The organism is Moraxella ovis (assembly GCF_900453105.1).
Taxonomy (GTDB): Bacteria; Pseudomonadota; Gammaproteobacteria; order Pseudomonadales; family Moraxellaceae; genus Moraxella; species Moraxella ovis.
Genome location: NZ_UGPW01000001.1, coordinates 1,878,951 through 1,893,872 on the forward strand (window position 1 = coordinate 1,878,951; position 14,922 = coordinate 1,893,872).

A 14,922-nucleotide genomic window follows, 5' to 3' on the forward strand; every position below is an offset into this window, starting at 1 on the left:
GTTTATACAGCTAATCAATATCTTAGCATCCGATCACGTCCGAACTGGTGCATTTGCCAGAATCTGCGTGAGCAGCTGCCAGTATGTCGCCACGCTGTCAACATGCACCATCTCTTGGGGTGAGTGGGCATTTTTGATGGTGGGGCCGATGGATACGATGTCCATGTCTGGGTGACTTTGTTTGATCAGACCGCACTCAAGCCCTGCATGAATCACCTTGATCTGTGGTTCATGTCCAAGTATCTGCGCATAGAGCCGAGCGGTCAGCGGCGTGATGAATGACTGATCATCAGGATTCCATCCCACATAATCCCCTGTAAATTCAGCTGCTGCCCCCATAATGCTCGCCAGATTATCCAAGCTCGTGCAGACCGCCGCCTTACCCGATTCAACCAATGAGCGAATCAGCAGATTGGCAGACAGCCCTTGCTCATCAATGCTCGCCACCCCAAATGATAGCGAAGTCTCAACCGTATCCTCTACTAAGTCAGACTGACGCACCACGCCACTCGGTAGCACATTTAACAGACGGATTGCCTTGGCAGTATCTTCATAAGTTAAGGCAGTTCCTGCATGATCTGCGTCAGCCACCTGACACATCACATCAGGCTCTGCTCGCATCACCTCGTTACGCAGCACATCAAATGACGCCTGCAACGCTGCTACAAGCTCATCACGGCGATCAGATGAGAATGCCAAATTGACGCTCGCCTCTCTAGGGATGGCGTTGCGTAATGTGCCACCTGTCAGCGTTTGGATGGCAAAATCACCATAAAACTTCGGCAACACTTCTGCCAAAACACGCGCCATCATCTTAATGGCATTGCCGCGATTCTTATGAATATCTAGCCCAGAATGACCGCCTTTTAGGCCTTTGATGGTAAAGCTAAGCGCATCACTAAAGCCGTGATTCGTCTGAGATAGTGGCAGATGAATATTCGACTCAATCCCGCCAGCACAGCCGATATATATCTCACCAATCTCCTCAGTGTCGGTATTTACCATCAGCTTCGACTGTAGCTCGCCTGCTTGCAGTCCGAACACGCCCACCATTCCCGTCTCCTCGGTCATGGTCAAGAGCACTTCTATTTGTGGGTGCGCCAGATCGTCAGACTCTAGCGCCGCAAGGCAGCTTGCCATGCCAATGCCATTATCCGCGCCAAGCGTCGTGCCTGTCGCCATCAGCCAATCTTTATCATCAGGGTTGACTCTTAGCAGGATCGGATCAGTGCTAAAATCATGCGGCGTATCGGCATTCGCCTGAGGCACCATGTCAAGGTGTGCTTGTAGTGCGATAGATTCACGATTTTCCATGCCTTTGGTGGCAGGCTTAACGATGATGACATTACCCACATCATCACGGCGCACGGACAGCCCTCGCGATTTCGCCCAGTCAACGATATGGTTTGCGATCGCCTCTTCATGGTAGCTTGGATGTGGGATTGCGCAGATCTTGGCGAACCATTGCCATAGCAGGCGCGGTTCTAGATTCTCAACCACAGATAGGTTCGTTTGATAGGCAGTATTATTAAGCATGGATTCTCCCATTGGGTCATAATTTAGCTAATTTTAGCACATTCTGCTGCAGTTTATACATTTCATCAATCCATCATGGTTTTATGATAGAATCTATGTAAATCCTTAAAAAATGACCGCCATGAAACCAACACCAAACATCCCAAAGATCATATTTTTTGACATTGATGACACCCTATACATCAAGTACGATAACTACATCCCAGACAGCACAAAAGCCGCGCTAAAAGCACTCAAAGACCAAGGCATCATCGTCGCCATCGCCACAGGTCGCGGCATGTGCGTGTTCCCACCTTGCATTAATGATTTGATTGATGAGGTTGGCATTGATTTATTTGTTACCATCAATGGGCAATATAATGAGTTTAGGGGCGAATTATTAACCCATTTCCCATTAAATTCACGACAAATCCAAGACACCACCCGTTACCTAAAAACCAATCAAATCGCCCACGGCTACATGACCAAGGATGAAATCGTCGCCTTCGATGAGAACCAGTACATGAAGAATGCACTGCAATCATTGCACATCCCCTACCGTGTCGCTGACAACTTTGATTTTGCGACGCCCATTTATCAGATTTTGGCATTTTATGAAAATAACAAAAACGCCAGTACCGCCTTACAAGATGGGCTAAACGATGACCTAAAAACCGTTCGCTGGCACATCTCTGGGGTGGATATTCTTGACAAACACGGCTCAAAGGCGCGCGGAATACAGGCAGTGCTGGATGCATTGGGATTGGACATGGCGGATGCATGGGCATTCGGCGATGGTCTAAATGACATCGAAATGCTCTCATCGGTCGGCTTTGGCGTGGCAATGGGTAACGCCCACCCCGACCTAAAAGCTGTGGCAGATTTTGTGTGTCCTAGCCATAAAGATGATGGGATATTTAAGGGGCTTGTGGCTTTGGGGATACTTCAACATCAATAATGGCAAGGATGGCTCCTTGCCATTTTGTTCGTTAAGGCACTCGTTTGCCTGTTTTGTCAATATAAAACTCTTCATCACTACCATCTTTTCTTGCTAATGATAAACCCAAGTGAAAGCCTTTAACAAAATCATAAATGATAGGAACAGCTTCCTTGCCATCAGTATCAATAAAGCCATATTTGCCATTTAAAGAAACTTTTATTCTGCTGTCTAAAATATTCTCAATTTCATCATATTTAAATGGTGTTAATAATTCACCTGTCTCTAAATTTAATAATCCAGCTTTTTTATTTTGATTATAAGCAATCAATAAAGATGGATTTGGGTAAAAGTCCAAATCTACCAATGCACTTAATTTGTGATAAATTGGTGGTATGACCATTTTTCCTTGATTATCAATAACGCCACACAACATAGCCCCTGTATTGTTCTGACAAAAAATAATCCTATCATCTGTTATATATTGGACAATGGGATGATGGTTTTGTGGGGAAATAATTTCTCCTTGTTTATTCATAATGGTATAATAACGAGATTCAGCAATAATAAAACCATTTTCTCCAGTATCTCGTTGATGAAAAAGATGATACTTGGGCGGTATTATCATTTTTCCCGAAAAGTCAAGCATGCCAAAAAGTCCGTTTTGACGAACGGTAATATTATTTTCCCTTATGTCAATATCATCATATAGGGCAGGTACGCTAATATTGCCCACATTGTCCTTAAATCCATATTTGTAAGTGCTTTCATCTTGAAAGGTGGTGCATAATTTTTCAGAAATAACGCACAATTCATCTTGGTTTACTTCATTTGAAGAGGCATTTGTATTAACCACTAATAGCGATAAAATCACTAATAACTTTTTCATAAATATACCTTTTCATAAAACCCATATTAATAGAAACAATAGGAATAATCCGTAAAATTATTCCTATTTTGTTTTTTTATCTCATCGTAACAAACTCTTCAGACCCTGTCGGATGAATGGCAACAGTGTTATCAAAATCACGTTTGGTCGCCCCCATTTTTATGGCGACAGCGAAGCCTTGAATCATCTCGTCCACGCCAAAGCCCACGCCGTGCAAGCCGACCACTTTTTCATCATCGCCCACACACACAAGTTTCATGCGACACGGCTCACGATGAGCGGTAATGGCAGAGTACATGGACGTGAAGCTGGATTTATAGACCTTGACCTTGTCCGCCCCAAATTCATCAATGGCATCTTTTTCACTCATGCCGACTGTGCCAATGGGTGGATGGCTAAACACGACCGTGGCGACATTGCTATAATCTAGGTGTTCATCGGGCTTATTGTTAAACAGGCGTTCGGACAGTCTGCGACCTGCCGCCACTGCCACAGGGGTCAGCTCAATGCCGTTTTCAATAATATCACCGACCGCATAAATGCCGTCCACCGTGGTGTTTTGGAATTTATCCACGATGATTTGACCCTTTTCGTTGGTTGCCACGCCTGTTTTGTGCAAGTCAATGACATCAGTCGCTGGCACACGCCCTGTCGCCCAAATCAGGCATTCCACATTTAGGGTTTCGCCATTGTCAAAATACACGGTCAAGCCGTCATTTTTTTCAATTTTAACAGGATTTACGCCCGCATGGAACGTAACGCCGTCTTTGACCATGACATTTTGCAAAACTTCTACAATATCTTTATCAAAACTCTTTAAAATACCGCTACGCACGCACAAATGCGTATCCACGCCCAAGGCATTCATCACGCCTGCAATCTCAACGCCAATGTAGCCACCACCAACAATCGCCACCGATTTTGGCAATTCGGTCAAATCAAAAAAACCGTCCGAGTCAATGCCGTATTCTGCCCCCTGTATGTTTGGACGGTGTGGGCGACCACCTGTGGCAATCAAAATATGGTCAGCGGTAATGGTCTCGGTCTCGCCATTGTCATAGCTGACTTCTACCGAATTTTTATCCAAAAATTTGGCAAAGCCGTTGATGAGCGTTACGCCATTTTTTTCAAAGGTGTTTTTATAAGATTGATGAATGCGGTTGATGTAGGCGGTGCGGTTTTCAACGAGTTTGGCAAAATCAAAGTTTTTGACATCAAGCTCAAAACCATAATCAGGGGCGTAGTTGTGAATGGCGGTTGCCATGTTCGCCCCGTACCACAACACTTTTTTTGGCACACAGCCCACGTTGACGCACGTTCCGCCAACGTGTTTTGCTTCAATCACGGCAACTTTTTTGCCGTACATACTGGCACGGTTAGCAGAAGCGATACCACCACTGCCACCACCGATGGTAATATAATCAAAATGTCTGGTCATGGTTATTTTCCTATCTATTTAGAAATTCGATTTATTATATCACAAAAAACCAAACCGCCTATGTCTAGACGGTTTGGTTTTTTTAAACACTTAGATTTAATAAATGCGCAAATTAGAATAGCACGCGCACACGGATGGTCTCAGGCACAGCGCGCAGACGCTCCATCGCCTTGGCAGAATCGTTATCATCAACGTCCATCACCAGATAGCCCACATCGCCACGAGTCATCAAAGACTGTGCAGCGATGTTAATGCCTGCATCAGCAAATGATGCGTTGATTTGCGATAGTACGCCTGGCACGTTGCGGTGAATATGTAGCAGACGGTGTGTGCCTGCGGTGAACGGGATAGACACGTTCGGGAAATTAACCGCGCTGGTGGTGTCGCCTTGGTCAGAATATTTAACGAATTTCTCAGCAACTTCCAGACCGATGTTCGCTTGAGCTTCTTGAGTTGAGCCACCAACGTGAGGCGTTAGGATGACGTTGTCAAATTCACGAAGTGGTGATACGAACTCTTCATCAGCAGATTTCGGCTCTTTTGGGAATACGTCAATCGCCGCACCCAAGATTTTACCGCTCTTAAGCGCATCTGCCAGTGCATCGATGTCCACACAGCCGCCACGAGCTGCGTTGATGAAGAACGCGCCGTCTTTCATTTTGTCAAATTCAGCCTTGGTCATCATGTTGCGCGTGCTTGGTAGGTCAGGCACGTGCAAAGTTACCACGTCCGCTTTGGCAAGTAGCTCATCCAAGCTGCCGACCTGTACCGCATTACCTAAAGGAAGCTTGGTAACAGCGTCATGATAGATGACATTCATGCCCAAGCTCTCAGCAAGTACTGACAATTGTGAACCGATAGAGCCATAGCCAACGATACCCATGGTCTTGCCACGCACTTCATAGCTGTCTTTGGCAGACTTGTTCCAGCCGCCACGGTGCACAACAGCGTTCTTCTCTGGCACTCCTCGCATCAGCATGATGGTCTCAGCCAACACCAACTCTGCCACCGAACGGGTGTTTGAATATGGTGCGTTAAATACAGGAATGCCCAATTCAAGCGCAGCATCTAGATCAACTTGGTTCGTGCCGATGCAGTAGCAGCCAATGGCGATAAGTTTTTCGGCAGCTTCTAGTACTTTGCGAGTTAATTGGGTGCGCGAACGAATGCCCACGAAATGTGCCTCTTTGATTTTTTCGATCAGTTCAGCTTCATCAAGGGCTGATTTGATGTATTCGATATTAGTATAGCCTGCAGCGTTCAATGTTTTTAGAGCGTTATCATGTACGCCTTCTAACAACAAAAAGCGAATTTTGTCTTTTTGAAGAGATAAAGTCATGGAAAAATCCTTAAAGAAGTAGCAAAGCGAAAAGACAGTTATACACCGAATGTCCAAATTTTGCAATGCGCAATCATCAAATAACAGGAAATTTTCTGATGTCATCTTGAAAATATCCCACGTTATACAAATACCGACTAAGACGCCATTTGCAATATTCTATGAACAAAAAAGCCCATCGTTGGATGAGCTTTTTTGCTTAAATCATTCGCTATCTTGACCGAGTTCGTCAGCAAATGCCTTAGCAAAGCTGTCTTCGGTTGGTAGATTTTCGCTGCTTGTTAGTAGCTCATCATCAAGCGCGATGTCATCAGCTGATGCATTACCTTCAAGTGCAAGCTCTGCCTTACGTTGGCGGTTTTGATGATAAGCCAGACCTGTACCTGCTGGGATCAGACGACCCACAACAACGTTCTCTTTAAGACCTGTCAAGTCATCAACTTTACCCATGGTTGCAGCAGCGGTCAAGACACGGGTCGTCTCTTGGAACGATGCCGCTGAGATAAAGCTTTCGGTGGCCAGTGACGCCTTAGTAATACCTAGAAGCTGACGCTCGAATTGCACTGGGAATTTATTATTCGCCACCAGCTCTTCGTTCAACGCACGGATCTTCGTGTATTCTGCTTGGTCGCCCTTAAAGTAGCTAGAATCGCCACCGTCGGTAACTTCAACTTTGCGCAGCATTTGACGTACGATAACTTCAATGTGCTTATCGTTGATCTTAACACCTTGTAAGCGATAAACTTCCTGAACTTCGTTCACGATGTAGTTCGCCAAAGCGGTTTCGCCTTTTAGGCGTAGGATGTCATGCGGGTTCTGCGGACCGTCAGACACCACCTCACCACGCTCTACCGTCTCACCTTCAAAGACGTTGATTTGACGCCATTTTGGAATCAGCTCTTCGTGAACATTGCCTTCTTCGTCGGTGATGATGAAACGGTTTTTGCCTTTAGTTTCTTTACCGAATGATACCACACCGCTCATCTCTGCCATGATGGCATGATCTTTTGGACGGCGCGCTTCGAACAGATCAGCAACACGTGGCAGACCACCAGTAATATCCTTGGTACCTGAGGTGGCTTGTGGCACACGACCAAGTACAGAACCTGCGGTTACTGCCTCACCTTCAGACACGCGAATCACCGTCTCAGCAGGCAGGAAGTAAACCACTTCTTTACCTTCTGTGGTATCTAGAATAATGGCTGGACGCAAGTCTTTGGCGATACTTGGACGGTCTTTACTTGCCAAGATCTCAAATGAGCTCATGCCTGTGGTTTCGTCAACTTTTACAGTAGCCGTCATGCCATCAGTGATGTCGCTAAAGCGAGCCGTACCTGCGAATTCTGTGATGATCGGATGAGTATGCGGATCCCATTTAGCGATCACATCACCCGCTGACACTTCTGCACCATCACGCACCAGTACGTTCGAGCCATAAGGCACCTTATAGCGCTCACGCTCACGGCCTTGGCTATCAGCAACGCCAATCTCAGCAGAACGAGACACGGTAACCAAGTGGCCATCGACATGCTCTACGGTCTTCATATTATGGAAGCGAACCGAACCGTTACTACCTACTGATACGCTGTTATCCACTGCTGCTGCCGATGCGGCACCACCCACGTGGAAGGTACGCATGGTAAGCTGGGTACCAGGCTCACCGATCGACTGTGCCGCCATAACACCTACAGACTCACCGATGTTCACCAAGTGGCCACGAGCCAGATCGCGGCCGTAACACTTAGCACACACACCATGGCTTGATTCACAGGTAATCACCGAACGTACATATACTTCATCAATCGCATTAGCGTCTAGCTTCTCAACCATGCGCTCATCGATCAATGTGCCTGCTGGTGCGATCACTTCACCATCTACGTTTACCACGTCTTTGGCGGTAACACGGCCAAGTACACGATCACCCAAGCGTTCTACGATTTCACCACCGTCAATCACCGGGGTCATGCGCTGACCTGCATCCGTACCACAGTCGTCATGCGTAATCACTAAGTCCTGAGCTACGTCAACCAAACGACGAGTCAAGTAACCCGAGTTAGCGGTTTTCAAGGCGGTATCAGCAAGACCTTTACGCGCACCGTGCGTCGAGATAAAGTACTGCAGAACTGTCAGACCTTCACGGAAGTTCGCCTTAATTGGCGTCTCAATGATCGAGCCGTCTGGTTTTGCCATCAGACCACGCATACCTGCAAGCTGACGAATCTGGGTTGCGCTACCACGAGCACCAGAGTCTGCCATCATGTAGATTGAGTTGAATGATTTTTCTTTTTCAACTTCGCCATCTGCATTAACAACTTCATCAGTTGATAAGTTTTCCATCATCGCATTAGCGATTTTGTCAGAAGTACGAGACCAGATATCAACAACTTTGTTATAGCGCTCACCTGCAGTTACAAAGCCCTGCTCGAACTGTTGTTCAATCTCGCGTACTTCTGAGTCAGCGGCATCCATGATTTCTTTTTTGGTTGGTGGGATGACCATGTCTTCCATACCAATCGAGATGCCTGATAGAGTCGCTTGAGCGAAACCTAGATACATCAAATGGTCAGCGAATAGTACAGATTCTTTTACACCCAATTTACGGTAGCAGGAGTTTAACAGCTTAGAGATGTTTTTCTTTGTCATCTCAGTATTACACTCACTAAACGCCATACCTTCTGGCATGATGTTCCAGATCAACAGACGACCTGCAACGGTGTCTTTGATTTCGGTTTTGGTGGTTTTTTCACCTGTTTTTTCGTCTAAGATGGTCTCAGTAACACGCACTTTGATTTTAGCGTTTACAGACAAATCTTCAGAACCGATTGCGCGCAAGGCTTCGTTCACGGTACTAAATACCATGTTCTCGCCTTTAGCATTTACATGGCTACGGCTGATGTAGTACAGACCCAAAACAACGTCCTGTGATGGTACGATGATCGGCTCACCGTTGGCAGGTGACAAGATGTTATTGGTAGACATCATCAACGCACGCGCTTCAAGCTGAGCTTCTAGGGTTAATGGCACATGTACCGCCATCTGGTCACCGTCGAAGTCGGCGTTAAATGCCGCACACACCAATGGGTGTAGCTGAATCGCCTTACCTTCAATAAGCACAGGCTCGAAAGCTTGTAAGCCCAGACGGTGAAGTGTCGGTGCACGGTTTAGTAGTACTGGATGTTCGCGGATGACGCTAGCCAGCATGTCCCAAACTACAGGCTCTTCACGCTCTACCATTTTTTTGGCAGCTTTGATGGTCTGAGCGATGTTATTCTGAAGCAGCTTAGCGTAGGTGAATGGCTTGAACAGCTCCAACGCCATTTTCTTTGGCAGACCGCACTGATGTAGGCGCAATGTCGGACCTACCACGATGACCGAACGGCCAGAGTAGTCAACACGTTTACCCAATAGGTTCTGACGGAAACGACCTTGCTTACCTTTGATCATGTCAGCAAGCGATTTTAGTGGGCGCTTGTTAGAACCAGTAATCGCACGGCCACGACGACCGTTGTCAAGCAATGCATCCACCGCTTCTTGAAGCATACGCTTTTCGTTACGAACGATGATGTCAGGCGCGTTCAATTCCAAAAGACGTTTTAGACGGTTGTTACGGTTGATCACACGACGATATAGGTCGTTTAGATCAGACGTAGCAAAACGACCACCCTCAAGCGGTACCAGCGGACGTAGATCAGGGGGCAATACTGGCAATACAGTCATCACCATCCACTCTGGCTTGTTGCCAGAATCGCGGAAAGACTCTAGCAGCTGCAGACGCTTAGACATCTTTTTAAGTTTGGTTTCAGAATTGGTTTGCGGAATTTCTGCACGCAATTCATCTATTTCGCCATCAACATCGATGTCTTTTAGTAGATCTTGAACCGCTTCAGCACCCATCTTAGCGATGAATTCATCACCGTACTGCTCAAGTGCATTGAAGTACTCTTCATCATCAAGCAGCTGATACTTATCAAGACCAGTCATGCCAGGATCAGTTACGATGTAGCTTTCAAAATAAAGTACACGCTCAATGTCACGCAAAGTAATGTCAAGCAATAGACCAATGCGGCTTGGTAGTGATTTTAGGAACCAGATGTGTGCCACAGGGCTAGCAAGCTCAATATGACCCATGCGATCACGGCGAACTTTTGCCGCGGTTACTTCAACGCCACATTTTTCACAGATGATGCCTTGGAATTTACGGCGTTTGTATTTGCCACACAGACACTCAAAATCCTTCACAGGGCCGAAGATTTTGGCGCAAAACAGCCCATCACGCTCAGGCTTAAAAGTGCGGTAGTTGATGGTTTCAGGTTTTTTAACCTCGCCATGCGACCAAGATTTGATGGTGTCAGGACTTGCCAAAGAGATTTGAATGCTGTCAAACTCTTTAATGCCGTTATCGGCAGGGCCTTTCATGATGTCTAATAAATCTTTCAAAAGGTTTCTCCGTTATATTCGTCAATTCGGTGCGCCCAAGCATTATCGGAACGCTTGGGCAAATGCTATCGTCTGGGCTGACTTATTTTTTCTTTTCTTTTAAGTCAATGTTAATGCCCAGCGATCGAATCTCTTTGGTCAATACATTAAACGACTCTGGCATACCTGGGCTCATGTACTGTTCGCCATCAACGATGTTTTTGTACATACGGGTACGACCTTCAACGTCATCCGACTTCACAGTGAGCATCTCTTGTAGCGTGTAAGTCGCACCGTATGCTTCAAGTGCCCAAACCTCCATCTCACCGAAACGCTGACCACCGAACTGAGCTTTACCACCAAGCGGCTGCTGAGTAACAAGACTGTACGAACCCGTTGAACGAGCGTGCATCTTATCATCAACCAAGTGGTTCAATTTCAGCATGTACATGTAACCCACAGTCACAGGACGGTCAAATTTCTTACCGGTACGTCCATCATACAGAGTCTGCTGTCCTGACTTATCAAGTCCTGCAAGCTCAAGCAATTCTTTGATTTGAGTTTCTTTAGCGCCATCAAAAACTGCTGTACCCATTGGCACGCCCTGACGCAGGTTCTCGGCCATTGCCATGATGTCTTCGTCAGACAAGCTGTCTAGATCAACTTGCTCGCCACCAACTTTGTTATAAATCTTATCTAAAAATTCACGAAGTTCGCCAACAGCTGCTTGAGCGCGCATCATCTCGTTTATCTTGTCACCAAGGCCGCGAGCTGCCATACCAAGGTGAGTCTCTAGAACCTGACCGATGTTCATACGTGATGGTACGCCCAGAGGGTTAAGTACGATATCAACAGGGTTGCCTTTCTCGTCATATGGCATGTCTTCAACAGGCATGATACGCGATACAACACCCTTGTTACCGTGACGACCTGCCATCTTGTCACCAGGCTGGATACGACGCTTAACTGCCAGATAAACTTTAACGATCTTTTGAACGCCATGCGCAAGATCATCACCAGCTGTTAGCTTGCGTTTTTTCTCAGCGAACTTATTGTCGATGTCTTTTTGCTTGTCGCTTAGGTATTCGGCGATTTGTGTCAAACGCTCAGACACTTCTTCTTCCGCAGGCTGGATGTCAAGCAGATTTTCAAGAGATAGATTCTCAAGATCAGCTGCTGACAATACCGTGCCTGCCTTAAAGCCAGAACCGCCACTGATGGTCTTACCTTCTAGTAGATGTACGATACGACCGCGAGCAGCCGCTTCGAAGATGTTTAGCTCTTCTTTTAGGTCTTTACGATAGTGATCAAGCATCGCTTTTTCGATGGCTTTGGCGCGGCTGTCTTTTTCTAGACCATCGCGGGTAAAGACTTGTACATCAATGACCGTACCCTTAGTTGAAGATGGTACACGTAAAGACGTGTCTTTCACATCAGCAGCTTTCTCACCGAAGATAGCACGAAGCAGTTTTTCTTCTGGAGTTAATTGGCTCTCACCTTTTGGAGTAACTTTACCCACCAAGATATCGCCAGCATTTACTTCAGCACCAATATAAACAATACCCGCTTCGTCAAGGTTGGCAAGTGCTGCCTCACCAACGTTTGGAATATCACCAGTGATCTCTTCAGGGCCAAGCTTGGTATCACGAGCGACACAGGTAAGCTCTTGGATATGAATGGTGGTAAAGCGGTCTTCTTGAACTACACGCTCAGATAATAAGATCGAGTCTTCGAAGTTATAACCATTCCAAGGCATGAACGCCACACGCATGTTCTGACCAAGTGCAAGCTCGCCCAGATCTGTCGAGGGGCCATCTGCCAAAATATCACCACGAGCGATTACGTCACCTTCATTGACGATGATGCGCTGGTTGATACAAGTGTTTTGGTTAGAGCGGGTGTATTTGATGAGGTTGTAGATGTCAATACCTGCCTCACCTGCAGTCATCTCTTCTTCGTTAACACGCACGATAACACGGCTGGCATCAACCTCTTCGATCACACCGCCACGCTTAGCAACCACGCAGACACCGCTGTCGCGCGCTACGTGACGCTCCATGCCTGTACCTACAAGCGGCTTATCAGATCGCAAAGTCGGTACCGCCTGACGTTGCATGTTCGCACCCATCAAGGCACGGTTAGCATCGTCGTGCTCTAGGAATGGAATCAGCGATGCCGCCACCGATACAACCTGACGTGGCGATACGTCCATGTGGGTTACTTTATCAACGCCCATACGTACCGATTCACCTTGATAGCGCACCATCACCATCTCTTCGGTAAGCTCGCCATTTTCGTTCATTGGCGAGTCGGCCTGTGCGATGACAGAACCTACTTCTTCGATGGCAGACATGTATTCGATGTCATCAGTTACTTTACCATCGATAACACGGCGGTAAGGCGTCTCTAGGAAGCCAAAGTTATTGGTTTTAGCAAATACTGCTAATGAGTTGATCAGACCAATGTTTGGACCTTCAGGTGTCTCGATCGGGCATACACGGCCGTAGTGAGTGTTATGTACGTCACGCACCTCAAAACCTGCACGCTCACGGGTCAGACCGCCAGGGCCAAGGGCAGAAACACGGCGCTTATGAGTAATTTCTGACAGTGGGTTGTTTTGGTCCATGAACTGAGACAGCTGTGAAGAACCAAAGAATTCTTTGATAGATGCTGCCACAGGCTTAGAATTAATCAAATCTTGTGGTGATAGATTGTCAGATTCAGCAGTGGTTAGACGCTCTTTAACAGCACGCTCAACACGAGCCAAACCGATACGGAACTGATTCTCAGTCATCTCACCAACAGAACGAATACGACGGTTACCCAAGTGGTCAATGTCATCCACTTCGCCACGGCCATTGCGAATTTCAATCAGCTCTTTTAGTACGTCGATGATGTCTTGATTTGACAATACGCCTTGATCTCGCTGAACATCAATGTCATCAGTCTCAACAAATTCACGACCCAAACGACGGTTGAACTTCATACGGCCAACGTTAGACAGATCATAACGCTCTTGGCTGAAGAACATTTGCTCAAATAGCTTCTCAGCAGTCTCTAGCGTTGGTGGCTCGCCTGGACGCATGACTTTATAGATCTCGATTAGCGCTTCTTCACGGCTCATTACAGTGTCAGCACGTAATGTATCAGCGATATAAGCACCGTGGTCGATGTCGTTGGTAAATAGAATCTTAAAACCTTTAATGTTTTTATCGGCTAATTTAACCAAAAGCTCATGGTCAATTAACGTGTTCGCACGAGCGATTACTTCATCGTGATAAACGATGTCCTCTGCCAAAATACGCTCATATAGATATTCATCAGGCACGGCAAGTTTGGTCATACCAGAGGCAACGATTTCTTTGATGCGGCGGGCATTGATACGCTTACCTTGCTCAACAATCACCTTGCCATCTGGTGATACGATATCAAACTGAGCCATCTCGCCTTGCAGACGTTCAGCCACCAGCTCAACCTCAAAAGACTCTTCGCCTTTATAAACTTCAACTGTGTCAAAGAAAGTCTCTAGAATCTGCGCAGTATCCATACCAATAGCGCGCAAGATGATGGTCGCAAGTAGCTTACGGCGGCGGTCGATACGTGCGTATACTAGGTCTTTAACATCAAATTCAAAATCAAGCCATGAGCCACGGTAAGGAATGATACGTGCATTGTAAAGCACTTTACCGCTTGAGTGTGATTTACCCTTATCATGATCAAAGAACACACCTGGCGAACGGTGTAGCTGCGATACGATCACACGCTCAGTACCATTGATAATAAAAGTACCATTATCCGTCATTAGCGGGATTTCACCCATAAACACACTTTGTTCGCGGATGTCTTTGATTGCCGCTTTAGAATCTTTGTCTTTACTGTCTTTATCTTTGATGATTAGACGGATTTTTACGCGCAAAGGTGCAGCGAAAGTTGAGCCACGCATGATACATTCACGCTCATCAAACTCAGGCTCACCCAAATAGTACTCGACAAACTGAAGCTCAACGTTGCCAGAATGGCTGGTGATGGGGAAAATAGACGAGAAAGCCGCTTGTAAGCCCACATTTGCACGGGCTTTTGGCTTTTTATGCTCTTGCAAAAACTGCTCGTAAGAATCTACTTGGATTGCCAATAGATATGGCACATCCATGACGTCTGGAAGTCTAGAAAAACTTTTACGAATGCGTTTCTTTTCGGTATAAGAATAAGCCATTAAGATTCCTTACGTTAACTTGGCGCACCGCGATTATCACAGCAACACCTTTAAATAAAAGACAATTTCAACCATCTGTAAACATCATGGACATTTTAAATTATTAGAATATCCATCACAAAAAGTCAAAAACACCATCAGCACGCCCCTACTGCATGCCAATAAAAACCCCATA

7 protein-coding genes are annotated in these 14,922 nt (G+C 46.3%); 1 reads left to right on the forward strand and 6 read right to left on the reverse strand.

Annotated features, from left to right (window positions below; genetic code table 11):
• Positions 1-33 precede the first annotated feature (33 nt).
• Entirely contained in the window at positions 34-1,536 is a 1,503-nt protein-coding gene (locus DYD54_RS08990; RefSeq protein ID WP_063514611.1) for an aminoacyl-histidine dipeptidase, read from the reverse strand.
• 121 nt (positions 1,537-1,657) lie between these two features.
• Between DYD54_RS08990 and DYD54_RS08995 the strand changes: the two genes are divergently transcribed.
• On the forward strand, positions 1,658-2,473 hold the full coding sequence (locus DYD54_RS08995) for a Cof-type HAD-IIB family hydrolase (RefSeq protein WP_063515037.1): 816 nt from the start codon (positions 1,658-1,660) through the stop codon (positions 2,471-2,473).
• Between the two features lie 31 nt (positions 2,474-2,504).
• On the opposite strand, the gene DYD54_RS09000 is transcribed toward DYD54_RS08995, so the two are convergent.
• From DYD54_RS09000 to rpoB, 5 genes are all read right to left on the reverse strand, one after another.
• Positions 2,505-3,341 carry a WG repeat-containing protein gene (locus tag DYD54_RS09000; protein ID WP_063514612.1) on the reverse strand — a complete coding sequence of 279 codons (837 nt, stop codon included), beginning with the start codon at positions 3,339-3,341 and terminating at the stop codon, positions 2,505-2,507.
• A 76-nt stretch (positions 3,342-3,417) separates the two neighbouring features.
• Positions 3,418-4,779, reverse strand: a complete 1,362-nt coding sequence (gene gorA, locus DYD54_RS09005; RefSeq protein ID WP_063514613.1) for a glutathione-disulfide reductase — start codon at positions 4,777-4,779, stop codon at positions 3,418-3,420.
• A gap of 112 nt (positions 4,780-4,891) precedes the next feature.
• Positions 4,892-6,118, reverse strand: a complete 1,227-nt coding sequence (gene serA, locus DYD54_RS09010) for a phosphoglycerate dehydrogenase (protein WP_063514614.1) — start codon at positions 6,116-6,118, stop codon at positions 4,892-4,894.
• Between the two features lie 204 nt (positions 6,119-6,322).
• The gene (gene rpoC / locus DYD54_RS09015) at positions 6,323-10,555 is read right to left on the reverse strand and encodes a DNA-directed RNA polymerase subunit beta' (protein ID WP_063514615.1); all 4,233 of its coding nucleotides are present in this window, start codon (positions 10,553-10,555) and stop codon (positions 6,323-6,325) included.
• A gap of 82 nt (positions 10,556-10,637) precedes the next feature.
• Positions 10,638-14,747 (reverse strand): DNA-directed RNA polymerase subunit beta, encoded by a 4,110-nt coding sequence (rpoB, locus tag DYD54_RS09020; RefSeq protein ID WP_063514616.1) that lies wholly within the window; start codon positions 14,745-14,747, stop codon positions 10,638-10,640.
• Between the last annotated feature and the right edge of the window lie 175 nt (positions 14,748-14,922).